Annotated in this window: 21 protein-coding genes; 7 read left to right on the top strand and 14 right to left on the bottom strand. The window is 56.6% G+C overall.

Annotation, left to right across the window (positions count from 1 at the left end; genetic code table 11):
- Positions 1–435: 435 nt before the first annotated feature.
- From tssK to SV7mr_RS18680, 3 genes are all read left to right on the top strand, one after another.
- A complete protein-coding gene (gene tssK / locus SV7mr_RS18690; protein ID WP_145275588.1) occupies positions 436–1,866 on the top strand; it encodes a type VI secretion system baseplate subunit TssK in 1,431 nt (476 codons plus the stop codon).
- Positions 1,867–1,968: 102 nt separating this feature from the next.
- Positions 1,969–2,619: a DotU family type IV/VI secretion system protein gene (locus SV7mr_RS18685; protein WP_145275586.1), complete on the top strand. Its 651-nt coding sequence runs from the start codon at positions 1,969–1,971 to the stop codon at positions 2,617–2,619.
- A gap of 149 nt (positions 2,620–2,768) precedes the next feature.
- The gene (locus SV7mr_RS18680; protein WP_145275584.1) at positions 2,769–5,057 is read left to right on the top strand and encodes a type VI secretion protein IcmF/TssM N-terminal domain-containing protein; all 2,289 of its coding nucleotides are present in this window, start codon (positions 2,769–2,771) and stop codon (positions 5,055–5,057) included.
- A 163-nt stretch (positions 5,058–5,220) separates the two neighbouring features.
- Here the strand turns inward: SV7mr_RS18680 and SV7mr_RS18675 are convergent, their stop codons facing one another.
- From SV7mr_RS18675 to SV7mr_RS18630, 10 genes are all read right to left on the bottom strand, one after another.
- Positions 5,221–5,838: a bL17 family ribosomal protein gene (locus SV7mr_RS18675; protein ID WP_145275582.1), complete on the bottom strand. Its 618-nt coding sequence runs from the start codon at positions 5,836–5,838 to the stop codon at positions 5,221–5,223.
- A gap of 96 nt (positions 5,839–5,934) precedes the next feature.
- Positions 5,935–6,924 (bottom strand): DNA-directed RNA polymerase subunit alpha, encoded by a 990-nt coding sequence (locus SV7mr_RS18670; protein ID WP_145275580.1) that lies wholly within the window; start codon positions 6,922–6,924, stop codon positions 5,935–5,937.
- Positions 6,925–7,103: 179 nt separating this feature from the next.
- Complete coding sequence (gene rpsK, locus SV7mr_RS18665; protein ID WP_145275578.1) at positions 7,104–7,487, bottom strand: 30S ribosomal protein S11; 384 nt, start codon at positions 7,485–7,487, stop codon at positions 7,104–7,106.
- 327 nt (positions 7,488–7,814) lie between these two features.
- Entirely contained in the window at positions 7,815–8,186 is a 372-nt protein-coding gene (gene rpsM / locus SV7mr_RS18660) for a 30S ribosomal protein S13 (protein WP_145278633.1), read from the bottom strand.
- Between the two features lie 358 nt (positions 8,187–8,544).
- Entirely contained in the window at positions 8,545–9,078 is a 534-nt protein-coding gene (locus SV7mr_RS18655; protein WP_145275576.1) for a dihydrofolate reductase, read from the bottom strand.
- A 135-nt stretch (positions 9,079–9,213) separates the two neighbouring features.
- Positions 9,214–10,008: a thymidylate synthase gene (locus SV7mr_RS18650; RefSeq protein ID WP_145275574.1), complete on the bottom strand. Its 795-nt coding sequence runs from the start codon at positions 10,006–10,008 to the stop codon at positions 9,214–9,216.
- A 163-nt stretch (positions 10,009–10,171) separates the two neighbouring features.
- A complete protein-coding gene (trxA, locus tag SV7mr_RS18645) occupies positions 10,172–10,501 on the bottom strand; it encodes a thioredoxin (protein WP_145275572.1) in 330 nt (109 codons plus the stop codon).
- Between the two features lie 212 nt (positions 10,502–10,713).
- Positions 10,714–11,592, bottom strand: coding sequence for an NUDIX hydrolase (locus tag SV7mr_RS18640; RefSeq protein ID WP_145275570.1), 879 nt, complete (start codon positions 11,590–11,592; stop codon positions 10,714–10,716).
- 80 nt (positions 11,593–11,672) lie between these two features.
- The gene (locus tag SV7mr_RS18635) at positions 11,673–12,419 is read right to left on the bottom strand and encodes a sugar phosphate isomerase/epimerase family protein (protein ID WP_145275568.1); all 747 of its coding nucleotides are present in this window, start codon (positions 12,417–12,419) and stop codon (positions 11,673–11,675) included.
- Between the two features lie 447 nt (positions 12,420–12,866).
- Positions 12,867–13,883 carry a 6-bladed beta-propeller gene (locus SV7mr_RS18630; protein ID WP_145275566.1) on the bottom strand — a complete coding sequence of 339 codons (1,017 nt, stop codon included), beginning with the start codon at positions 13,881–13,883 and terminating at the stop codon, positions 12,867–12,869.
- A 292-nt stretch (positions 13,884–14,175) separates the two neighbouring features.
- Here SV7mr_RS18630 and SV7mr_RS18625 point away from each other — a divergent pair, with 292 nt between their 5' ends.
- Positions 14,176–14,667 carry an acyl-CoA thioesterase gene (locus SV7mr_RS18625; RefSeq protein ID WP_145275564.1) on the top strand — a complete coding sequence of 164 codons (492 nt, stop codon included), beginning with the start codon at positions 14,176–14,178 and terminating at the stop codon, positions 14,665–14,667.
- Between the two features lie 95 nt (positions 14,668–14,762).
- Here SV7mr_RS18625 and SV7mr_RS18620 read toward each other — a convergent pair whose 3' ends face one another.
- Complete coding sequence (locus SV7mr_RS18620) at positions 14,763–16,130, bottom strand: sulfatase-like hydrolase/transferase (RefSeq protein ID WP_419187592.1); 1,368 nt, start codon at positions 16,128–16,130, stop codon at positions 14,763–14,765.
- Positions 16,131–16,629: 499 nt separating this feature from the next.
- Between SV7mr_RS18620 and SV7mr_RS18615 the strand changes: the two genes are divergently transcribed.
- Complete coding sequence (locus SV7mr_RS18615; RefSeq protein WP_145275562.1) at positions 16,630–17,283, top strand: response regulator transcription factor; 654 nt, start codon at positions 16,630–16,632, stop codon at positions 17,281–17,283.
- Between the two features lie 30 nt (positions 17,284–17,313).
- Here the strand turns inward: SV7mr_RS18615 and SV7mr_RS18610 are convergent, their stop codons facing one another.
- From SV7mr_RS18610 to SV7mr_RS18600, 3 genes are read right to left on the bottom strand one after another with little or no spacing between them, the layout of a single operon-like run.
- Positions 17,314–20,685, bottom strand: coding sequence for a hypothetical protein (locus SV7mr_RS18610; protein ID WP_145275559.1), 3,372 nt, complete (start codon positions 20,683–20,685; stop codon positions 17,314–17,316).
- 55 nt (positions 20,686–20,740) lie between these two features.
- Positions 20,741–21,289, bottom strand: coding sequence for a KdsC family phosphatase (locus SV7mr_RS18605; RefSeq protein WP_145275557.1), 549 nt, complete (start codon positions 21,287–21,289; stop codon positions 20,741–20,743).
- A gap of 60 nt (positions 21,290–21,349) precedes the next feature.
- Positions 21,350–22,522: a KpsF/GutQ family sugar-phosphate isomerase gene (locus SV7mr_RS18600; protein ID WP_419187591.1), complete on the bottom strand. Its 1,173-nt coding sequence runs from the start codon at positions 22,520–22,522 to the stop codon at positions 21,350–21,352.
- Positions 22,523–22,861: 339 nt separating this feature from the next.
- On the opposite strand from SV7mr_RS18600, the gene SV7mr_RS18595 reads away from it, so the two are divergent.
- Both SV7mr_RS18595 and dusB read left to right on the top strand, forming a co-directional pair.
- Positions 22,862–23,923, top strand: coding sequence for a transporter (locus SV7mr_RS18595; RefSeq protein WP_419187590.1), 1,062 nt, complete (start codon positions 22,862–22,864; stop codon positions 23,921–23,923).
- A gap of 51 nt (positions 23,924–23,974) precedes the next feature.
- Positions 23,975–25,018, top strand: a complete 1,044-nt coding sequence (gene dusB, locus SV7mr_RS18590; RefSeq protein ID WP_145275553.1) for a tRNA dihydrouridine synthase DusB — start codon at positions 23,975–23,977, stop codon at positions 25,016–25,018.
- Positions 25,019–25,116: the final 98 nt, after the last annotated feature.

The raw sequence follows: 25,116 nt of genomic DNA, 5'->3' as shown, positions 1-25,116 counted from the left end.
TAGCTGCCAAAAACGGGCGTTGGTGGTTAGCCGCAGGGCCGAGTTGTTGTCGGTGCAGGAGCACTGGCGGCAACGGTTTTTTGCTCCGATGAATCGTCGCCGAGCTTCGACGCTCTGTGCAGTGAATTCGTTAGGGTTGCTTGTCCGCAGGGTGCTCAGAATTGGGCCCGCAGGTTGGTGACCCGTGAACGCGATTCGAAGGGGCGAATGAAATGTCTGCCGCAGCGCCCCGCAGCTGGCAGGCGATAGAATGTTGGCACGTCAGCCGATGAGTTGCCGGCGTCGATGGGGGGGATTGGCACCTGCTGGTCCAAGTGATTCCTGACTCCCAATGCCAGCCAACTCAACCAGCTAAGTTTCCTTGCAATTGCCGGTGCAACACTTCAGTCGCAGGATTGAAATTGCCCCAACGTAGATCGAAGGCCGAATCGTCGAATGAAAAACCCACGTGTGCATTGGTATCAAGGCCTGTTCATTAGGCCTCATCACCTGCAAGCCGCTGATCGTTTCTGGATGGAAACGGTTCACACCAGCGAGAGCTGGGATCATCCGTATGGTTATGGTGTGCATGCCATTGCCTATAGCCAAGATGCGTTGGCAAGTGGCCGGTTTCGCGTTGAGTCGCTCGAAGCGCGACTTCGCGACGGAACTCTGGTTCGCCTGAACGATGGTGAAGAGCTGGAGATCAACCTGAAGCAAGCCTTTGAATCCGCCAGTGATGTCGAAGGGGATTCAACGCTGATGGTCTACGTGGCGATCCCGAAATTGAATCTGGGAGGTGCCAACGTATCGGAGCCCGGCAGCAATGCGATCGCGCGGTACTCCTGCCAGCAACGCAGTGTGATGGACGAGAACGCTCAGGACGGCGGGCAACCGATTGAATTTCGAGGTCTGAATTTGCGTTTGGTTGCCGGCAATGAGATTCCTGGTTTTGAACTCTTGCCGATCGCCCGCATCAAGAGTGCCGGTGACCGAGACGTGCAGCCAACGGTGGATGAAAGCTACATCCCGCCGGTGCTTTCCACGCAGTCTTGGCCGCAACTGCGACGCCACTATGTGCAAGGCATTCGGGATGTGATCAGCGGAAACATGGACGCGCTCTGTGAACCCGTCCGGCAACTGAGTGTTGGTCGTCACAGTTTGGAACCGGCTGATTCCGGTCGAGTCTCCATGTTGGACCGGTTGAACGAAGCGTATAGCGTGCTGGATGTGATGTCGCCTGCTCAGGGTGTCCATCCTTACACTGCCTACATGGAACTGGCGCGGATCCTCGGACGTTTGTCGATCTTTGGTCCCGATCGTCGCGCTGTGGAAGTTGAACCCTACGATCACGATAACATTGGCTACATCTTTTCCGACTTGCGTGAAAAGATCTTGGGCATTCTGTACGCCACCAAGTTTGACGAATACCTTCGAGCAAACTTCGAAGGGCATGGCAACCAGATGCTGGTTCAATTGGGGCCAGAGTGGTTTGATCCCGAATGGGAATGGTACTTGGGTGTCGAGCGTGGCGGTGCCAGCGAATCGACCTTGCGCGACCTGCTGGAGAACTCTCCGGATTGGTTCGCGGTCTTTGCCAGTACCGAACAAGTGGAAAACTATTTCCATGTTCGGCAAACCGGCCTGCGACGCGACATTGTCAGCACCACCATTCCTGACCTGCCGTCACGACAATATTGGACGTACTACAAAGTCGCTCAAGACGAATATGATTCCCCTGCCTGGGCTGAAATTCGCCGGACTCAGTCGGTCGCGATGCGAGTGCGTAACTTTGAAGAACTAACCGGTGCCAGGCACCTGGATGTGGTGACGCCCGATGGTAACCGCGCCCGTTTACGGTTCGCCATGTTTGCCGTTCGCGGTTGATCCCGTTGTCGGTGTTTGTGTCCATCGTCGGTGGTTGCCCAGTCAGCCATCGTGTGATCCCCAGCAATTGCCAATCGCAACTCATTTGCTCACTGAAACCACATGACTCCACGTTTTGCCGATGCCGTTGACCCGATCTTGATTCATGCGTTTTCCTTGATGGAACGCATTGATGCCGGGGAAGATCTATCGGTAGCGGAAGAGAAGCGAACGCTTGAAGGCTTGATTCAGCAGGCAGATCAACGCTTGCAAGGGCATTGCGCTGATTGGCCGTTGGCAAAGTACGCCTTGGCTGCCTGGATCGATGAGATGCTGGTCGATGCGCACATTTGGCAGGGCCAAGACTGGTGGCGAGACAACGTTTTGGAGTGGTCGCTGTTTAAATCTCGGCGTTGTAATGACTTGTATTATGTTCACGCCAAGAACGCACTGGGTGAAGACTCCGATGACGCGTTGCAGCTGATTTACATTTGCGTGATGCTTGGCTTTCGCGGTTTGTATCGCGATGAAAAATTCAATCGCATGTTGATTGATCAGCACGGTTTGCCAGGCGATTTGCAATCCTGGACGACTGAGTACGGCAATGCCGTGCGTTTGGCGCGTCAGCGTTGGAATGATGCCAACGCCGGTCAAGAATGTGATCGAACCATTGAGCCCGCTGTGCCCTACTGGTCTCGCTCGCGAATGGTCTGGCCTTGGTTGATGGTTGTTGTGATGTGCGGTCTGTTGACCTTGATGGTTTATCGATCGTAATTCAGTGCTGCCAGCGAGCAATAACGAGCTGGTTGCTGTTGAATGAACTTGGCGTTGTTTGTTTTGGCAACACTTCGTTTGTGATTTAATCTTCGCATGATGCGCGGATTCAATTTGGTGTTATCGGATCTTTAGTTACCAATAGTCTCATGCCTGACGAACCACAAGAAGCTCCCAAACGCCCGTTCTATCGACGGCTTTGGCCAACCACGATCGCTGGCAAAGCAGCACTGGTGACCACGTTGGTGTTGACGTTGATCTTGGTCGCAGTCTGGCTGCTGCGTTTCTTTGGTCCCGATAGCGTCCGTGTGTTGCACGCGGTTTCAAACACCCAGGTGGTGATTGAAATTCTGTTGGTGATCCTGATTCCCATCGTCTTGTACTGGGGCATTCGACGCTGGAATCAAGTCATTGAAGGTGACTATCCCGATATTGATCTGGCCTGGAAAGCGGGTGTCGCTGCCTTGAAAGCCAAGGGCGTTTCCATTAGCGATTATCCCGTGTTCCTTGTGCTAGGTAGCCCTGATGACCACGTTGAATTTGGTCTGATGAGCGCATTGGATAGCGATCTGGCAATCTGTGGTGTCCCCGAAGGCGATGGCGTCAGCCACGCGCTGCGGTGGTTCATGAGCGAAGATGCGATCTACCTGTTCTGCCCGCATGCCAGTTGCCTAAGTGAATTGGTGCGACGCTGGAAGCCGTCCCTGCAACCCGGCCAGCGGCAGGTGCAACGGATCCGTACGATGTCTTCAGCAGCGGAGACCACCACCGGAGCTGCCCAGCCGACCGCCGTCGATAGCCAGATGGAGCTGCCGAGGATCGAGCGGCCAGCGACGGCAAAGACTCCCGTGCCATCTCCAGCGGGACAAGAGAAATCGGCTGTCCTGACGAAGCAATCCAGGATGCCCGCAGCGGCGCCAAATGCACCTGGTCAGTCCGGCTTAAGTGCGTCCGGATCGCCGTCCTCCGGCGGCGGGCAAGGTGGTTCGGAATCCTACATGGGCACCATTGGCAGTTTTAACATGCCTGCGGCGAGCGCTTCACCGCCAGGTTTCTCACCGCCCGCAGCTTCAGCGCCGTCGGCGTCAGCACCCAGTGTCTCAGCACCCAGTGTCTCAGCACCCAGTGTCTCGGCACCCAGTGTCTCGGCACCGGCGTTCGCCCCGCCCAGCGTCAGCGCTTCGGGAGTCAAGCCGCCCAGTGTTTCAGCGCCCAGTGTTTCCGCACCTAGTGCTTCAGCACCTGGTGTTTCCGCACCTAGCGTGACGCCACCGAGCGCCTCATCGGCTCCTTTCAACATGCCGCCAGCGAACCCGCCAGCGTCTGCCGCCGCAGGTGGCGATGCCTTGCGACCGGCGCCAAAGTTTGAAGGAACGATCATGTTTGATCAGTACTCCTCCGAGCAAGCTGTCAAGCCTGAACCGCCCGCGGCAGCCGCACCGGTGGCCAGGCCGCAGACCGCCCAGCGACCACCAGCCCAGCGACCACCAGCCCAGCCCACTGCCGCCCAGCCCCCATCAGCGCAGCGACCTGCAACTCCGGCGCCCGCAGTTGCCAGTCCCGCCGCACAGCCCGCGACGGCCCCACAACGCTCCGCTCCGCTCGCCTCTCGCGCCACCAGCGGCAACCAAAAAGAGATCGCGTTGCCATCAAACCTTGATACCACCAACCAGATTCCGCGCTTGAAGTATGTCTGTCGTTTGTTGCAGCGTTCGCGTCGCCCGCGCTGTGGCGTCAACGGCTTGGTGACTTTGTTGCCCTACGAAATGCACCAAGTCAATCCACTGCAGCTTTCCGCGATTGCTCAATCAGCACGCAACGATGTTGCGACGATTGAAAAGACGCTGCAGCTGCGGATTCCAGTGACCGCAATGCTGATTGGAATGGCGAATGACAAAGGGTTTACTGAACTGGTTCGTCGGCTGCAGAGCACTTTGCTCTCGCGCCGCCTCGGTGGTCGTTTCGACCTTCGCAGTCGTCCAACGCCCGACGAGCTCAACAGCCATAGCGATCGGCTTTGTGATGCGTTTGAAGATTGGGTGTATCACTTGTTTGGCCGCGAGGAAGGGCTTTCCCAGCAACGGGGGAATCGCAAACTCTATGCGTTGACGTGTAAGATTCGTCACGAACTGAAGCCACGGTTGCGAATGGTTTTGGGGAAAGCCTTTGGTTGTGATGCGTCGGCCGACGCAACGAACGCCAGTGGTGAAGACGGTTTCTTCTTCAGTGGTTGTTACTTCGCCGCAAGCGGTGGCAGCGATGGCGATGCCGCCTTCGTCAAAGGTGTCTTGCAGGACAAGCTGCTTGATGAGCAGAGCCAAGTGCAATGGACCGAAGCAGCCAAGCAGCGCCATACGGCGTTTCGAACGCTGTCGGTCATCGGCTGGCTGATCGCCATCTGCCTGGCCATCGCCGTGCTCATCATGCTGCCTCAGTAGCCGCATTTCCCATCAGCGGTTTTGGCGTTCGCCACGGTTCTGTCGCTGTCACTACCGCATCAAAAAAAACGGGCCTAACGGCCAGCGGTAAACAGGGGCGGCCGTAAAAAAACGCCGCTCAATGCTGAGCGGCGTTCTTTGTTGGATTGAGCTTCGCGGACGACTATTCGTTGTCGCTGGCTTCTTCGCTGGCGGGAGCAGCAGCGGTTTCTTCTGCGGCACCGGCGAACGCAGGCGCTTCGGCTTTCTTGCTGACTCGGTCGTTCTTGCCGACGAGTTCCAGGATGGCACGCACGCCAGCATCGCCCAGACGAGGAGTCGCCAAGCGAACCACGCGGGTGTAACCACCGGGGCGGTCAGTGAAGCGAGGTGCGATTTCGGAGAACAGCACGGCAGCCGCTTCACGGTCGCCGATCAGTTGAACGATTCGGCGTTGAGCGTTGACGTAAGGGGCTCGTGCTTGAGCCCACTTTACCCAGTTCTCGCTTTCACGCCAGGCTTTGTACTCGTCGCTGCCACGCTCAGCATCGGTGCTGTACTGCTTGGCTTCTTCCAAAGCGGGCAGAGCTTTCTTGGCGATGGTGATGCACTTTTCAACCAGAGGTCGAACTTCTTTGGCTTTGTGCAGCGTTGTGGTGATTCGTCCTGGAACAGCAGGCGCGTTATCATCAAACTCAGCGTCTCGTTCAGTCAAGAACAGGGCGCTGACGAGGTTTTTTAGCAGGGCCTTGCGGTGGCTGGGGCTACGTCCCAGGGTGCGGCCGCGTCGTCGGTGTCGCATGGCGATTTCGGATAGGTTAGTAAGTTCAAGACTTGCACAGCTTGACGCGTCGAAGGCATCAAGCTGGCGATCAATGTAAGGGACGGAGGACGCAGTTTAGAACAACGGTTGCGTGGGAACACGCATGCCCAAGTGCAGTCCATACTGAGCAAGTTTTTCGCGGACTTCGTTCAACGTGGTGTCACCGAAGTTGCGAACTTCCAGCAGTTGATCTTCGTTGCGTTGTACCAGATCGCGAACCGTTTGAATGTTTTCGCTTTCCAGGCAGTTGTTGGCACGAACTGACAAACGCAGGTCAGCCAACGTCATGTTCAATTTTGCTTCCAGTTGAGCCTCTGGTGACCCGGCACCACCGCGAGCTGCGGAGAAGATGCTGGGGCCAAGCTCTCTGTACTGAACAAAGGGGTTGAGGTGCTTGCGAAGAATCTTGGCGGATTCAACCAACGCCAATTCTGGATTGACGCTGCCGTCGGTCCAGATTTCCAAAACCAGTTTGTCGTAGTTTGTTTTTTGTCCGACGCGAGTTTCTTCGACGTCATAGCGAACGCGAGTGATCGGGCTGTAGACCGCATCAACAGGGATGATGCCGATCTCGTGATCAGCGGTGCTGTGTTCGGTGGCGGGCACATAACCGCGACCATTCTCGACGACCATTTCCATCATGAATGGAATGTCTTCGGTCAAGGTCGCCAGGACCAAGTCCTGGTTGATGATTTCCACGTCGGCATCGGTTTGGATGTCCGAGGCACGAATCTCGCCGGCGCTATTCGCTTCGACGGTGATCACGCGAGTGGCTTCGCTGTGATTGCGAACCACCAAGCTCTTGACGTTCAAAACGATTTCGGTGACGTCTTCCAGGACGCCAGGAATGTTCGTGAACTCGTGTTGAGCGCCACGGATTTTAATTTGAGTGACCGCGCTGCCGATCAGGCTGCTGAGCAGGACTCGGCGAAGGCTGTTGCCAACGCTGGTACCGAAACCACGCTCAAACGGTTCTGCCAGGAACTTGCCGTAGGTTGGCGAAAGTGATTCGCGATCGACTTCCAAGGTGCTGGGAAGTTCCATTCCACGCCATCGGATATGCATCGTTGAAATCCTGTCGTTCAGAGTTGAAGTGCGAAACTATGACGAAGCGTCTGTCAGAGGGGTTGGATGTGCTGTTCAGTCGGTGCGTGTAGCAGTTCAGGCGGAGGCCTGTTGCTGGATTCGCATCATCGACTGACAGCGGGAGGGAACCTCTGGCAGACGAGCAACAAACGCAATTTCTAGACGCGTCGCTTCTTGCGGGGGCGGCATCCGTTGTGAGGGATCGGGGTCACGTCCTCGATCAACTTCACTTTCAAGCCGGCTGCTTGCAGCGCGGTGATGGCGCTCTCACGTCCCGAGCCGGGGCCTTTGACGCGGACTTCCACGTCACGCATGCCGAACTTCGTCGCCTTTTCGGCGGCTTGTTGAGCGGCACACTGTCCAGCAAAGGGAGTGCTTTTGCGGCTGCCCTTGAATCCACTGGTGCCAGCACTGGCCCAGCAAAGGGTGTCGCCTTTGACATCGGTGATGGTCACCGTTGTGTTGTTGAAGGTCGCGTGAACGTGGGCAACACCGTTGGTGACGTTGCGCCGGACGCGTTTCTTTTTATTGCTCTTTGCCACGGCAAAGTCCTGATTGATAGATCAACGAAAGCGAGGTTACTTGCTCTGTGGTCCGCTGGCCAAACCTGTTGGCGCGGTCGACACAAAAGCCCGATGATTGGTGTTTGTTTGATTCGGTCGCAGAAAACGCGTGTGCATGTTTTACGATGCCTTCGAGCTTCTGCGGGTCGCACTGGTGTGCGACTTGCTTGGCAGACGAAACCGTGCGAGCTGTCTCGCGTGGGGTTTGCCGCCAGGCCAAACAGTCTGCCGTTGCAAACTGATCAGCCCATAGTGTGAGCCAGAGGTCCGATTCAGGCCAGGGCCATCACGAACCATTCCACTGGCTTAGCGCAAGTCTTTCACGCCCTTCTTACCGGCAACGGTCTTCTTGGGGCCTTTTCGAGTGCGCGAGTTGGTCTTGGTTCGCTGACCACGCACTGGAAGTCCCATGCGGTGACGCATGCCGCGATAAGATCTGATCTCACGCAGTCGGCTGATGTTGGTGGTCACCAAGCGACGCAGCGGACCTTCGACGGTGTAGTCGCGCTCCAACATGGCCGCCATTTGACCCAATTCATCTTCACCAAGCTCGCTGGCTTGACGAGTCGGGTCGATTCCAAGTTTCTCACAAACCTCACGCGCGGTGTGCAGGCCGACACCGAAGAGGTAAGTCATGGAATACTGGATCGGTTTGTCGTTTGGGATATCAACGCCCAACAAACGGGGCATGGCGATGCTCCTACAAAATCAGTCATACAAAACGGAAGAAAGCAGCTGGTCCAACACACGTTCTCTGCCCAAATTTCGCGGGAAATTCAAGGTTGCCAGGGCACTTGTTTGGTGCGTTGACAGACAAAGGGCAGAAAAGTGCTGCTCAAGAATCCCGAACTATAGCGAATGGTCCCCTTTTTGCTCAATGGCCACTTTCTTGGCTTTTCAGGAATTTTGCCCAAAGCCCCAGAAAGTGGGCTCCAAGTTCTCTTCTTTCCCCGTCGCCACGCGATCTCGGTGGCGGGTTTTGCCGGTAAGGTTTGCCTAAATTGAAGGTTGGCCGTCAAATGTTGGCGCACTCAGCTCACGTTTCGCCCCCATCGGGACCTCGTTGCCAAGTTTCGAACTGCGTTTCATGGTCGTCTTTCGGACCCGCCGGCACCGCTTCGCTGCTGAGCCGGCTAAAGGCGCTGAGATCCAGTTCCAGATGCGTGTCGCCAGGGACATCCGCCAGGACACGCGTCAGGTGCACTCGATCGCAGTGATCCATCATCTGGCGATAAATCTGGGCACCGCCGACCACATAGGCCTGGCGATCAGCGATCAGTGTTAATGCTTTTTCGATCGAGCCGGCAACCTGCACCGCCGGGTCAGCAAAGCTCCAGTCCGGCTGGCGCGTGATCACGATCGTGCCTCGGCCAGGCAACGGACGGCCGATGGAGTCAAACGTTTTGCGGCCCATGATCAGCACGCCGCCCATGGTCAGCTGTTTGAAACGCTGCAGGTCAGATCGCAGCCGCCATGGCATCGTGCCATCCTTGCCAATCACGCCAGCATCGGTCATCGCGACCAATGCTGTGAAGCCAACGCGTGGAGTTGAGTTTGCCTGCTGTTGCATCGGTCGCTGGTGGTGTTGCCGCTGAGAGGAGGGTTGTGCTCGGTGATGGGCCGGTAGCGCTGGTTGTTAGTGAGCATCAATGGGTGATGCGGTGCTGGTCTGTCACGCGCAGCAAGGCTGTGGCGGGCAATCCGTCTACACGGCGACTTTGGCTTTGATGTGTGGGTGTGGGTCGTAGTCCACGATTTCAAAGTCTTCGAATTCGAACTCGTCGACATGCTGGGGAACACGGTGGATCAGCAATTTCGGTGGCGTCTTGGGTTCGCGAGACAGTTGCAGCCGAGCTTGGTCGAGGTGGTTGTGATACAGATGGACGTCGCCAAAGGTGTGAACGAATTGGCCGGGTTTCAGTCCAGTGACGGCAGCCATCATCGCCGTCAGCAGTGCATAGCTGCCGATATTGAAGGGAACGCCTAGGAACATGTCGGCGCTGCGCTGGTAGAGCTGGCACGAAAGGTGCTCGCCATCGACGTAGAACTGAAACAGCGAGTGGCAGGGCGGCAGGGCCATGCTGCTGACTTCGCTCACATTCCACGCGGAAACAATCAGTCGCCGCGATTGTGGGTTGGTGCGGATCTCGTTTTCGACCCAGCTGATTTGGTCAATGGTTTCGCCGCTTGGGGTCGGCCAGGACCGCCATTGGTGCCCATAGACAGGGCCCAGGTCGCCGTTCTCGTCGGCCCATTCGTCCCAGATGCGGACGCCGCGTTCGTTCAGCCATTTGACGTTGGTGTTGCCTTGCAGGAACCACAACAGTTCGTAAATGATCGAGCGCAGGTGAAGCTGCTTCGTCGTCACCAGCGGAAATCCATCCGTCAGGTCGAAATGAAGCTGGCGTCCGAAGAGGCTTCGCGTGCCGACGCCGGTTCGGTCGGATCGGTCCGAACCCGATTCGACGATCTCTTCCAAGAGTCGCAAATACTGCAGCATGAGCTAATTAGACACCTGGAGAAAGCTCGTTCAAAAGCGAACGAGCCGTCAACGATGTAGGGGGCAGGAGCAAGATTAGTAAATTCGACAACAGCCCAAGAGCGCCCGCCAAATTCAACGCGCGGGACGCTTGCGGTGTCCAGTTGAAGTGTCTGCGATCTGGTTACAGAGCCGCGTCAATGGCGTCCTGAAGAACGGATTTGGAGTTGTTCCCACCGCGGAAGCTCTGTTCGACTTGCCCGTTCTTGAACAGCAACAAGGTCGGAATCGCAGTGATCCCGTACGACTGAGCAACGCTGGGAGCGTCATCGATATTCACTTTGCCAACCTTGGCGATGCTGTTGTCGCCAGCCAGTTCGTCAATCATCGGCGCGATCGCGCGGCAGGGACCGCACCACGGAGCCCAGAAGTCAACCAAGACCGGAACGTCGGATTTTAGGACTTCAGAATCAAAATTATCTTCGGTGAATTCAAGAACAGCTTCGGAAGCCATTTGAGTTGCCTCGTGGTTGATGATGTGAACAGTCAGCGAGGGAAAATCTAAGCCCACGGCGACTGCCTTTGCAAGTGGCAATGCCTGCAGTGGGTTCAAACCTGCCGCAATCGATCACCAGCAATAGATGCTCGATTGTAGAGTCATTCGAAGTGTAGGACAGTAGGCCAGTGCAAAAAAGAGAACTCATGAATCGAGCGGTGGATTTTCCCTCAGCCACCCATGGCTTGTTCAATCGCAACGGCCAACTGCTCGAGCAATAACCCCGTCGCACCCCAGATCTGATGGGTGCCGAAATGAGCCCCGGTGAGCTGACCGGATGGCTGTTCAGGGTGCTGTTGGACATGCCAGGAGTGCAGCCGCTGGAACTGGATGGCGCGATACGAAAAGCTCAGCGAAATCGAGGTCGCCGACTCGTTCTGGGGCGACTGTGGTTTGCCTCGCCGATCCACCGTGCAGTCAACGATGTCGACTCGGGCGTCAGGGACGGTTGTCGATCTCGGCTTCGCAACCCTGCCCAGCTGACTCAGGGGGACTTCCAGCACGGTGTCGACTTCGCCAGGGTCAGGGGCCCAAGGAAGCTGTGGTGTTTCGATGGTGACCACATGCGAGGTCACCTGATTGTCGCTGGCAAACACATACATCGGCGGCAGAGTTCCGAGATCGCGTCGCAACTGAGCCTTCACACCCAGTTCTTCGTGGAATTCGCGCAGGCAGGCCGCTAGCGAGGTTTCACCGGATTCGATCCGACCGCCGGGCAAGCAAACTTGGCCGCCATGATGAGCTAACGTGGTCGGCCGGCGCGTCAAGACAACCACCAGCGAGTCTTCGTCGTTGGCAGCTTCTGGGGTCTGATAGATCGCTGCCAACACAGCCGCTTGGCGAGAGTCCTTTCGATCGGGCCCGCGATGTCGCCCATACGAGAGTTGGGGGCCCAGTGGCGAGCCGCGAAACAAATCCGGTGACTGACGGCCGCTCAAGATGGCCGGAAGCTTGCGTTCTAATTCGGTCAGGCTAAGCGTCATCGTTGCTGGGCTGAAGCAGCCCTTGGCAGTTTGGTTCCACTGTTCCGCGACCTCCCCCAAGTCCATGTAACAGCGCGGTTCATCGGACGGTCGCCACCACGGAGCGTGACGTGGGCAGGAGCATCAGCAGGCTGTTTGCGCGGCGATTAAATCAACGTTTCTAGCAGGCGACGCAACTTGCGCAATTCGACACGGTGATCATGTTCCGCCATGGGAAGCATGTTGACGACCAAGCTGCGATCGTATTTTTCGCGTTCCAACTGGGTGACCAGTTTGCCATAGTCGACTTCACCTTGCCCCACACTGACCTGAAAGGCATCCGGTCGCGTGTCTCGAAGCTGGACGTTGCAAACGTATTTCAGAATGTTGTCAAGGGTTTTCCCATTGGCAGGGCCGGCAATGTAAACGCTGGGATCCAGTGTGATGCCCAGGCCGTCCACGTTATTGCACAGCACCATCAAAGTGTCCGGGTCTTCGCTCAGGCAATCCAGTTGGCTGCGGACGCTGACGCGGACGCCTTCGGCTTCGCCGATCTTGACCAGCTTTTCTAGTCGCTCGACTTCTTCGTTAAACGGAGTGCCAAGTGGCGAAGATGGGATCGTGACCGAGACAACTTTGGTGGTCTTTGCCAGCCAGCACAGCGTGGCGAAGTCTTCGTAGTGCTGCTGGCCGGTGCTGGCGAGCTCGATGCTGTAGCCGGAAATTTCTAAGCGGTGGGTGTGGCGCAGCATCTGAATTGCTCGATCCACATCGCTCAATAAATCACTGGGGCGAACAATGCCAGTCTCATGCAATGAGATCTCGACGGCAGTGAATTCCAAATCCGATGCCAATTCAATCGCGTCCAAGAATTCGAGGTCGGGAAAGCAGTCGAGGGAAGCGGCGATGAACACGGGAAATCCTTTCGTCAGGTTGCTGATAAACGGTGTCAGTCGAGTGGCAAAGCCTGCATTTCTCGACCGCAAGTCAGTTGCCTTGACCAGAATTCATGGTCCGGCAACAAAGAGATTCAACGCCAAACTACTCATTTCTGGCCCCACAACAAAAGGCCGGTTTTGCAGGTTTCCTGGCAGAAGTGCATCTTGCGAAACTCCTCGCGGCAAGCCGCCGCGGAGTGGAGATCTGGCAGCCACATCCGGCCGCGTTGCAAATGCGATTGGCTCAGCAAATCACCTTGCCGAGCGATTTTTTAACTGCTGCGGTGACCGCGTCACCGCGCGCGGTTGAAGAAGGCTCATCCTGCGATGCCAAACGTTGCTGCTGGCAATCGAATCGGCATCGCGGGTTGAAGGTCTCGGGGCGACTGGCACTTGATGCGGCCAGACGCCGCGTCGGGAGGCTTATTTCACCGGCAGGCGGACCAGTTTCATGAGCCGGCCAGAGACATTCCAGTCTTGAACGTACAGGTTTCCGTCTTGATCCCAGTAAGACCCGTGTGTGCCGCTGAAGACACCTTCGACCCATTGATTTTGTGGCACGTTGAACGAACGGCCTTTCTTGGGATCAGGATTGTTTCCTAGCACGGCAATGATGGTGTTGCTTTTGTTCAAAATCACCAAGCGTCCGTGCAGATCAGGAACGGAAACATAGTCGCCTTGAATCGCGACGGAGGTTGGCATGCCCAGTCCGGTGACCACTTCTTCAATGTAGTTGCCCTCCAGGTCGTAATGGACCAAACGGCCCTTGGGCTGGTGATTGCGATCGCAGATCAACAGTCGATTGGGCGTGTAACGGGTGTCCAACGTCATGCCATGGGCCGTGTTGAATTCCTTTTCGCCGTTGCCTTTGGTGCCGAAGTGACGCAGGTACTTGCCGGTTTTGTCAAACACAAAAATATGGTTGCTGGCATAGCCATCGGACAGGTAAATGTCTCCGTTGCCAGCGACGGTGATTGCTGTGGGGCTAAAACGCTTCAAGCCCAGTCCCGATTCCTGGGGGAACGGCAAACGCAACACCACGTCGCCGCCTTTGACTTTGAACTTGATGCCTTCCGCATTTTGATTGCGAGCACCATAGATGTACTCTTCGCCTTCCTCTTCGCGGATCTCCATGTCGTGCAGGCTCTTGTAGTCATCGCCCAAGTACGTGTGCACGACGGTGCCTTGGGGAGAAAACACGAACACGCCCTGGTTGGTGCTGGTGTAAATGTTGCCTGACTTGTCCACCACCACACCACCGTGAGTCGCTCCCAGTGGCGAGTTGCCGTCCGGTCGCAAGCCCCAACCGGGAACGGTCTGGAAGGTCATGGCGCCACTGCCCATCACGACCGGCTCTGCGGCCTGGAGAGCGGGGGCCAGAGGGCTGGCAATCAATAAGCTTGCCGCAAGCAAGCACAGCGAGTGAATGGTTCGTTTCATTATCATTCTGTGGTGGGGAAAGGTGGGGGGATGATCAATGCATCCAGGTTGCAGAGACGATTATAATCCACGATCGGATTTCAGGGCGCGAGGTCTTTGTGGTACCACACTTTGAGGCCTACAAACTTGCTAGTGGACCAGAACGATTGCCGGCAAGTTAGCCGAGTGGTGGCGATCGGTCGCTCTGGGGAGGTGGTTGCTCGTCCACTGATTCGGGTTGTCGTTGACCAGTCGACCGGCTTACAACTCGACCGACCATTGCTTGATGCCAGAAAAATCACGGAACCACACCATGACCGATGATCGTGATGCTGCCAAAAATCGTTTGGCCAATTCGCTTGACGCCCTCGATCAAACCAATAGTAACCGCAACGCCTTGGTCTGTTACGACCACGCGTTTCGTGTCTCTTACTACCAAACCGATGGCCAGCGGCGGGTGCACCATTCTCATTTCATCAACTTTTTTGAAGACGCTCGCGTCGAGATGCTGCGCGCCGCTGGCATCCTGTACAAAGACTTCGAAGATGCCGGCCGCATGCTGGTGGTTTCACAAATGAATTTGGAATACCACGCCGCAGCTGACTTTGACGATTGGTTACGCGTCCGGGTGGAATTGACGGAAGTGCGAAAGGTGCGCATGACACATCGCTACACGGTCTATCGTGACGAGCCAGAAGACCGCGAGCAGACAAAGATCGTGACCGGCCAAAGTGTGATTGCCTGCGTTGACGCCACCGGTCGGCCTCGGAAGTTGCCACCGCAATTGCTCAGTGCCTTGAGTTGATTCACAAGCCACACGCAGGCGGCACTGGCAAGTCAGTGCTCTGGAATTCCCGCCATCACGAGCAGACGCGTCTCTCTTGCAGGCATGCCAGTCGATTAGCGAATCTTTGACGCGGCGCTGGGATCCTTCGAGCCCTGCTTGGATTCCAGTTTCTGCATCAGCTCTTTGAGCTCGGCCACTTTCTCGGGATGCTGCTTGGCGAGGTTGTTTTGTTCACCAAGATCGTCGCCCAAGTGATACAATTCGTCGACTTTTTCGCGGTCGTCTTCGACGGCATATCCGTGGAAATGGGCGTTGGGCTTGAGGTATTTCCAGTCTCCTTGGCGAACACCCGCATTGTGGAAGTAAAAGAAGTCGCGACCACTGTCACGTTTTCCTAGCAACAGTTCCGTTTGGTCAATGCCATCGATGTGACGATTCGTTGGGGCTTCAAATCCCGCCAGCGAGGCGAAGGTCGGTAAAAAATCGATGGTGGCAAAGATCGCATCGCTGCGTCGCCCGGCGGGGACTTTGTCTGGCCAGCGGACAATGCAGGGCAGGCGGTAGCCGCCTTCGTAACAGGAGCCTTTGCCATTGCGCAAGGGACCGGAGTCACCCCAAAAGACCGATCCGTCTGGGTGTCCCTTTTTACGCTTGGTGTACTTGTCCTGATTCCAAGGCCCGTTGTCACTGGTGTAGATCACTAAAGTGTCTTGTGTCAGACCGAGTTCATCCAGGCAGTCGAGCAACCGTCCGGTTTCAAAATCGAACTCCTCGACCACATCACCGTACAGGCCGCCTTGACTGTTGCCTTTGAAACGCTCTGAAGCATCAATGATGGTATGCATCATCGTATGTGCCAGGTAAAGCACGAACGGTTTTTCCGGATCACGTTTTTCTTTCAACCAATCGATCGACTTGTCGGTGTACAGCGTGATCAATTCGCCCATCTCTTTGCTGGTGCCAGCGGGTTGGTTGTTTTCGTGGAACTTGACAACGCCAACATCATTGGCCCCCAAAGGCCCAAAGTAATAGTCAAAGCCCTGGGCGTTTGGCATGCGAGGCACAATGGCTTTGCGATTACTAACATCCCATTTACCGACGCAAGCGGTCTGGTAACCGGTCTTGCGAATCAGTTCTGCAAACGTGACTTCATCAGCTGGCATGCCCCAGCCGCCACTGCGAATCGGCTGGCGACCGGTTAGCAACGCCGATCGCGAAGGGCCGCAAACGGTTTGCGAATAGAACGATGTGAACAAAGTGCCTTGTTTGGCCAAGCCATCTAAACGCGGGGTCCGATTGGTCTTGCTGCCGTAACATCCCAGGTCCCCATAGCCTTGATCGTCGGTGAAAATGATCAAGATGTTAGGTTTGGTCGGCTGCTGCTGGACTTGCGTTTCCTGGTCGGCCCCAGCCGTTTGGTAAGGGCTCAGCAGGTAGAGCAAAGCAAGTGTCATCAGAATCGCGGGGCGGTTGCTATTCATGGGGATTAGAGAGGTCTGGAGGGAGGTTCGATCGACGGCGCCCGCTGTAAAGCGTTCAGGTGGCAGCCTGGAAAGCATTCAGGTGGCAGCCTGTAAAGCATTCAGGTGGCAGAGCATCACGTCACGTTTCAGATCACAGCGGCGAGTTTCAGAGCATAACCGAACCGGCTTTCGATCGCTGTGAGGATCTCGAAATTGTGACTCCCCGTCGGTTCCAAATCGGAGCCCCGCCAGGTTTTGGCAAGGACGCTGGGGATGAAGATCACCGTCCATGTGGGCCCCGTGATGGCCGCTGGCGGTGACGGCACTGGGGGGCGGGAGCGCCTGCTGGGGGCGTCCCGGGTCCGCCAGATAAGGGCTCGCCTTGCCGGATTGGCGCGACCGGTGTGGTGAATGGCAGGCAAATTCTGCGGGCAAGTGAGTAGAAAAAGTGGCATTTGTGCGGGCTAAGGGATAGCAGTCACCTATTGCTAGCTTACAATCGAGCGGGTCCAGACTCATGCTTCAATCGGATGGAAAATCAATCATGATGGCCGAAGAATCAACTCCCATGTATGGTTCAAACGACGTGGGAGCGGACAGCATTCTGCTCGTTGATGACACGTTGATTCTGCGTGATCGCCTTGCGATGGCCATGCGGCAGCGTGGCTTTCGAGTGCAAACGGCTGGAAATTACGAAGAAGCGATTGAAGTCTTCCGGCACTCGCCCACCGATCTGGCTGTGTTGGACCTGCGGATGCCCGGACGCTCTGGATTGGATTTGCTGCGCCGCTTGCTACAAATGCACCCTCGAGTTCGCGTGATCATGTTGAGCGGTTTTGGCAGTATCCCTGCCTCGATTGATGCCGTTCGTGCCGGTGCGGTGAACTTTCTTAGTAAACCAGCCGATGCCGACGACATCCTGGCTGCCTTTCATCGCGGTGACGAACCTTCCGTGCCCACCGGCGAAGTGAGTTTCCCCGCACCCTCGCTGGCCAGGAACGAGTGGGAGCACATCCATCGAGTGCTTTCGGATTGCGGCGGCAACATCAGCGAAGCGGCTCGTCGTTTGGGAATTCACCGTCGCTCGCTGCAACGCAAGCTTCGCAAACGAGCCCCCGAAGATCCAGCGACTCCAGAAGTCATTGAAGATCAGGAAACGCTCTGCGATTGATTCCCTGTTGATCGTCGAAGGGCGAAGCGCTTAGTTGTTCGAACGAAATTCAGGCGCCGCGCTGACTTGAACGTCGCGAATCTGCGTTTTCATCTCGCCGTTGGTGTTGACTTGCAGATTGCGGAAGCTGCCTCGGGTGCCCGGAGTGCCATCGGGCAGTGTCTGCTGGAGTGTGACGCTTTGGGCGCCAGAGCTCTCCAGGGAGAAGGTTGACTTGAGCGATTCAAATGAGGCGCGGGCGGCACTGATTTCCAGTAGCCCCTCGGTTTCATGGAGATGGCGGAAATTGACACCGCCATCAGCGACCAACTCCCACGGCGGCGGAGCCGATCCCACACGCGGACGGTTAGGAAGCTGGCCTGGATTTGGATTCGGGCTTAACGCCATTCGTAGTTTTTCGCAGTCGATCAACAGTTCACCGCGAGCGAGTCGATCCATCTGAGCAACATCGACATTGTCTTGACCCGATTCCAAGGGCCGCATCCCAATGCGCACTCCGCCAGAAAAACCAGCTTGTTGGCGTCCGATACTGACCGCCAACTGGTCGCGGAACGTTAGGTGATTTCCGAGCCACATATAGGGGCCAAGGTTCGCAGCACCAGCGTTTGGATTCTTGGGGATCAGTGAGCGATCGCTGCGCGTCAGCAACCAGCTGCGATGCCAACCAGGACCGATGCCGACAAGTTGTCCGCCATCATTCGGTGTCAGGACCAATTGATTGCAGGCAATCGCATGTCGGTCGCTGACCAGAGGTTCCGATCCCCGGCTAAGCGCTTGATCAACCTGCTGAGCTTGAATCATCACTTGCTGGTTCTCAGACCGCTGCATCAGGACTCTGTCAACGGCGGCGGTTGCAAAGCTGGCTTTGTCCATCAAGTCCAGTGGTTGAGCGAGATCGATTTGCATTTGCTCGCCAAACAACGCGGCCGACCAAGGACCTTTTTCGCCCTCGAAAACACACTCCAGATTCACGCCACCGTCAAGCGTGACGCGTTTGCCATCGAAATACAGCGAGTTGCTCCAGCGGCATTCAGGTGTCTTCAGGAATTGAACCGACGTGTCGGTCCCAGTCTGATTGTTCGGCGGAACCGTGTTCGTTGCCACCGTAGTCCCAGGATTGGCGGCGGTGGCTGGCAGCATGGACTTGAGTTTGAAATTCTCCAGGAGTGACCGTGGCACTTTAAGCTGCCCGGCGCCGGAGACCTTGACAATGTTGTCGCTGGGCAAGACTTCAATCTTGGGACCGATGAAATAGCCATCTTCCATGTCCAGTCGGCAGGCTTCGTTGGCACTGCCAACCAAGATGATTCGATCTTGGCCTGAGGACTGCATCACATCGGCCATCTCGATTGCCAAGTACTGGCCTTTTAAGCGGATCGGCAGGTCCTGTTGCTTGCCGACTTGGTGCTCGACGGTGATGTCGCCGGTGACTTGCACATTTTTGGCCTGTAAGCCGTCGGGGGTCAGCAGAAGGTTGGCAACAAGGCTCTGTCCCCGAACGATGGGGCGCGGTCTGGCCACCGGTTCGCGCATGGAGACCGGTCTGGTCGTTGGAGTGTCTGGCTGCCGGACCGCCAATCGCTCAAAGTCACGTCGCTGCTGGGCGCTCTCCTGTGATGACGCGTCTGAGATCGGCTGCCCAAAGTCAGCAGAGGTTTCAAAGAACAATTTTACATTGTTCGCAGACGCAAGAGCCAGCGGCGAATCGATCTGGATGCCGGCGGGAGCCTCTAGCTGTTGCGGGACCCAAGTCAGTGTGACCTTGTCTTTTTGAGACGCTGTAGGGGCGGGTTTGATGACTCGTTTGGGGACCAGTCGGCCAACAAGTGACGGAGTCTCGATCGTGCCGCCATCAGAGAGTTTGGCGGTCACGTCACCGGCGATGTTAAAGCCAACGGCTCCGCTGGCAATTTTTTCGGTGAAGTGGCTGATCGAAACCGGTTCGTCGGCATAGCCACCCAGAGACAGCAGCTTGCTCCACTGCACCACCGAAACCATTTTCTCGGGGTCTTTGATTTCAACTCGCCCTGCCCCGCCGACAGATACGGTTCCCAGGACATCCGGTTGTTCGGGGTTGTACTTGTAAGTGATGTTCTGCAGCGTCGCGTGAAAGAGATCGTTGGCCACGGTCACCCAATCACGCCCCAGAACCGTTAGCAGACCATTGTTGCGGTCAAAGTTCAGTTCTTGTGCGACGATTTCAAGGCCACCCTGTGACCCCAGAAAAACCTCCGCGCCGGTTGCATCAATTCGATTGATCCAATCCAGCTCGCTCTTGCGGACAAGCGATTGATTGGCGGGTTGATTGAGCGTCAGATCAAGGACTTCAAATCGAGCCACGTCGACTCGAGTGCCATTGATTTCACGAATCAGTTCGACCTTTCTCTGTTTGGACCTGAGCGAGAGCTGGTTGATTGCAAAGTCGTAAACCAAGCGTTCGTCGGCTTTCAGGATCACAATCCCTTGGTCGGGTGAGCCATCTGAATTCTTCCTGGACATGCTGGCAAGCAGTTGCTGTTGAGCAGTGGAGTCGCTCGGCCCGCCGGTACTGTCGATGCGCAGCGGCGCAGTGGTTCGGCCAATGCGATTGGGACGCCCGATGTTGGCGCTGGGCACGCGCTGAACCGATCGAGGGTAATCGTCGGCGGAAGTGCCAGGGTTGAGCGGGATCCGCAGTTCATCCAAATAGATCAACGTCAGCTTCGATAGAAACGCAGCCTTGGATTGGCCGGAGTCGGTCTCCTGGGGTCCGCCCAGTTTGCCACCGGCAAAGTTGCTGGCGCTGCTGGTTAACTCGATGGATAAGTCACGACCCTTGAGGTGAGCACCACCGATTCGCAGGTCGATCGCGTTCTGGGTGCTGATTTCGTTTTTGTCGATCCTGACCCCTTTGGTGACCAAGTCGAGCTGATCTTTCAGCGGCACGTCGCCGGGGCGATACACGTGAACATTGCCATCCAAACGTGCCCACTTGATCGGCGCACCAGAGTCGCCACGGCCAAGCCTTGTGATCTTACCCGAAAACTGGATCTCCGCGCCTTCATCAGCGGTCATTACAATGGGCGACGCTGAGGTGCCTTCAAGACCGTGTCCGATGATCAATGTCATCGGGAACAGACGCCACGCGTCTTCTTTCTGTTCCGACTTTTTCCAGTCTTGATACAGCAGAATGCCGTTCTTGGTCAGCATGCGACTGCAATTCCCACGCTGCCAACTGCCTTCGGGAAACAAGGCTGCGGTGCGCTCATCCAAGCTGATGTGTGGCCCAGCTTGACGCAGTGTCAGTTGTTCGTTTCTGGGATGGTCATGCAACCAACTAAACAGCCCCTGGTAGCCAGCGGCGCATAGCATCAGCACACCGAAGGCAGATAGGAAGTTCAGTAGGTTACGACGTCGACTCATTGAGCTGCCTGTTGGGCTGGCGCTAGGGCTGTCTCAAAACGATTGGATCAGTGTGTTAGGCTGATTGATCCGGTTTCAGACGATCAGATTCGAGCTCCCAGGTTGCCTGAGCACGCATGATGCGCTCAATCAATTCACGCACCACTCCGGCACCGCCATCGGTTTTCAAAATCCAATGTGCCGCCTGTTTGGCATCCCTGGCTGCATCGGCTGGGACCGCTGCTAAACCCACTTCACGCAATAATTTGACGTCCGGTTGGTCATCGCCGATGTATGCCATTTGGCCTAGCGTGCAACCGACCGTTTCTGCAATCGCATGGGCGTCTTGTAGTTTGTCGCGGCTCGCTTGGACCACATGAGTGACACCAAGCTCCTCGCACCGACGCGACACAATCGGGCTGCTTCGCGCTGTGATGATCCCGAACGGCAATCCGGATTGCATCCAGCGTTTGATGCCCAGCCCATCGCGAGCATGGAATTCTTTGCTCTCGTGACCCTCGGAGGTGTAGATGATCCGTCCATCGGTGAGGACGCCATCAACATCCGAGAGCAGGCAGCGAATGGGTTCGCAAATGACTTGGTCAGATTTTAAGCGGACTGGCATGGAATCGACGTAGCAGAAATCTAGTAATTGGCTTGAACGCGGCGAGTTAGCAAGGGCTAACTAGGAAAGGGTGACGGAGTCGCGAATGGGGATCGTCGCACGGTCATGGTCCCACAGTTGTTGGGGTTCGACTTCGCCGATTGCAATCAAGTCGGTGATGTCTAGCATGCCAAGCGGGCGGCGATAATCGTCCACCACCGGCAGTTCGCTGATGCGCAACTGGCTAAGCAGCGAGATCGCGTCACTTAATAGCGTCGCCGGATCAACGCAGTGAGGATCAATCGCCATCTGTTCGCTGACGGGACGATCAAGGGCGGATTCGGCACGGGATTCCAGCAAGCGTGCCAAGTCGCTATCGGTAAAGACGCCGGTCAAGACGCCCGCATCATTGACGATCATGATCGCGCCACTGCGGCGGCCGGTCACTGAACTCAATGCCATGCAATCGCGAATCGTGACGGAGTGATGCGTCATCCGGCAAGTGGATAGCGGACGCATCAGTTGTTGCACGTCGCAGAATTTTTTGCCCAACGCTCCGCCCGGATGAAACCGAGCAAAGTCATTGGCTGTGAACTGCCGCAGTTCGCTGGCTAGCATTGCAACGGCATCGCCGACTGCCATCATCACGGTGGTGCTGCTGGTGGGCGCCAGGCCTCGGGGGCAGGCCTCGGCATGTTTCCCAAACACAATCGAACAATCAGCAACTTCCGCCAGCGGACTGCTGGCATCGGCGGTAAAGGTCACCAACCCACTGCCTTGTTGACGCAACTGGCTGGCGATTTGCACCACTTCACTACTGCGTCCGGAATTCGAGAACGCCCAGATTAAATCCCTTTGTTGGACGCGCCCAAAATCGCCGTGAATCGCTTCGGTGGGATGCAGGAAATGGGCTGGGGTGCCGGTGCTGGCCAGCGTCGCCACCAGCTTTTGGCCCACCAGACCCGCCTTGCCGACGCCGGTGACAATCACACTGCCCTGGCAGCGGGCGGTCAAACGAGCGGCTTGAACAACACTTTCGTCCAGAATCTCGGCGGCACTGGTCAGTGCAGCAGCTTCTTGGCGGACGGTGTTGCGGATCGATTCGAGTTGCTGGCCCAACAGGTCGCTCGAACCTGTCCGTTGTGAGCCTGCCTGACTGGGGAAAGTCTCTGCCCGGCTTGAAAAAGTCCCTGCTTGACCCGGTAAAGCCTGGGAAGGCTGTCTTGATTGATCATAACGGTGAGCGGCTGACACGGTCTCGTTCCATCGATGGGCCAAGGATCTCCCAGCGCGTCCTGCGCTGGGACTCTTCATCCTAACCGATCGCCCGGCCGTAACGAAAGGTCAAGAACAGCTGGCCCGCTGGTGCTGTCCAGGCGGGGCTCTGGAGCCACCCGTTGATGACACGGGATGTGAGTTTAGGGTCTTTGGGAGGGATTTGGGGATGCATTGAACTCCTGGGTACTGCCCGCTCTCGCGTGTCGATACTGACAGCAACCCATTGCTTTTCCTTCCCGCTAAGATCGACTTGGCTAAGCGAAATGGAAGAAAAGCGGCTGATTCCGAACCGACACAACCTTTTCGAACCGATTGATGATTCGCTCCCGATTGCCACGTTTTCTAACAGCCTCTTTTGCCTGTCTCTCCTGCTTTGCCGTGGTGGCGATGGCGGATGATCACCATAGCGGTCGCCGGAAATTGGCTGACAAGCACGCTCCGGCAGGAATCATGGGGGATCATATTCATCAGCCCGGGCAGTGGATGGTGGAGTACAAGTACATGAACATGTACATGGAGGACAATCGGATCGGAACGCAAACGGTCAGTGATCAAGCGGCCATTGACTGGGGAGCAACTTCTCATCCGGTCACCAACCGCGGGGCGACGCCGACTCAGATGACCATGGAAATGCACATGATGCACCTCATGTATGGTTGGACGGAGGACATTTCGCTGTATTCGATGGTGATGTTACCGGCCCTGACAATGGATCACCTGCGTGGTCCGGGAAATCCGGCAGGATCGGGCACGTCATTCACCACGCACAACAGCGGCATGGGCGATTTGGGATTGGGCGCATTGATGCGGCTTTACAGCGATGAACGCAATGATTGGTTGCTGAACCTGGGCTGCAGCGTTCCCACGGGCGATCTGTTTCGGACGTCCAGTGCGCCAACGGCAGGCATGATGAATCAGACCCTGCCCTACCCCATGCGGCTTGGCAGCGGGACGTTCAATGCGCGGCCGGGCGTCACGTATCGTCACTTCTTTGACCTCTGCAGTTTTGGTTCGCAAGCCACTGCCGATCTGCCGATTGGCCGCAATGACCGCGGCTATCGCTTGGGCGAGCACTATCGTTTGTCGAACTGGTTTCAGTGTCTGATGACGGACAATTGGGCGCTGTCGATCCGTGATCAGCACGATTGGCGCAACAACATCAGTGGGCAAGACCCCGACGCGACGGACATGTTGATCAGCACGAACGTGGAAAATTTCCGCGGCGGCTACTGGTACAGCTTGGCGGTCGGCACTCAGTTCACCGTTGGCAAAAACTACTTCAATGCCGAGATTGTGCCGACGATCGGTCAGAACTTGGACGGGATTCAGTTGGAGACGGACTATTCGATCATTGCCAGTTGGTCGCTGGCGTTTTAGAGTGAAGGGATTGAAATAGCGATCCATTCCTCTTGCGATTCCTAGACAGTCATGTCTCGCCCCTTTCCGCCACCCGCTTTTAAGATCGGCGACCTTGTCGTTGACCCGCCAGTCCTGCAGGCTCCGATGGCAGGATTCACCAATGCCGCCTTTCGGCAGATGGTGCGCGAGTACGGCGGCGCCGGTCTGATCGCCACGGAAATGGTCAATGCGCGTGGGTTCCAGTGGATGGACGAGCACACCACCGAACACCCGGACCGGCTGTGGGGTGTCGCTGAAGAAGCACGCCCGCTGGCCGTGCAAATCTGGGACAACGATCCAGAGACCATGGCCAAAGTCGGCCGACGTTTGGTCGAGGAGTACCAAGTCAGTGTGGTCGACATTAATTTCGGCTGCCCCGTTCGTCAGGTCACTGAGAAAGCGCACAGCGGAAGCTACTTGCTGCGGACGCCTGAACGCATGTTTCAAATCATCTCCAAACTCGTCAAAGCCTGCGCACCGACGCCGGTGACTGCGAAGATCCGCTTGGGATGCAGTCCGGAGTCGATCAACTGCAATGACATTGCCCAAGTCGTCGAAGAAGCCGGGGCGGCGGCGTTAACCGTTCACGGTCGCACCGCCAAAGACATGTTCCGTGGCCATGCTGACTGGGACAGAATCAGCGAAATCAAATCACACTTAAAGAACATTCCGCTGATCGGCAACGGCGATCTCGATTCGGCGGAAAAGGTCGTGCACGCGTTCAAAACCTATGACGTCGATGGCGTCATGATCGCGCGAGCCTGTTTGGGACGCCCCTGGTTGTTTGCTCAGGCCGCTGCCGCGTTGCAAGGTCAACCCGTTCCTCCTGATCCGAGCCTCGCTGAACAACGTGACTGTATGTTGCATCACTACACGTTGGTCAAGGATCGTTTCGGCGAGGAGAAAGGCACTGTCTTGATGCGTAAGTTCGCCTGCTGTTATGCACAAGGCAAATATGGCGCACGCATGTTTCGCACGCATGTCGCCAAGGTCTCCACCGCTGAGGAATTCTATCACGTCGTGGATGAATACTTTCCACTGACGGTCAAGGAAAAGCCGGTCTCGGCTCAATAGCAACTGCGTTTCAAATCTCACCAGGCTCCGTGCGCCCCACGCCGCGGGCCAGTCTCATCGTTGCCGCCGGCGCCGTGAATCGTTGCCGCCGGCGCTGT

Origin of the sequence: Stieleria bergensis (assembly GCA_007745635.1) — a bacterium.
GTDB lineage: Bacteria > Planctomycetota > Planctomycetia > Pirellulales > Pirellulaceae > Stieleria > Stieleria bergensis.
The sequence above is the reverse complement of the archived record's forward strand: the minus strand, read 5'-3'. Positions and strand labels throughout refer to the sequence as shown.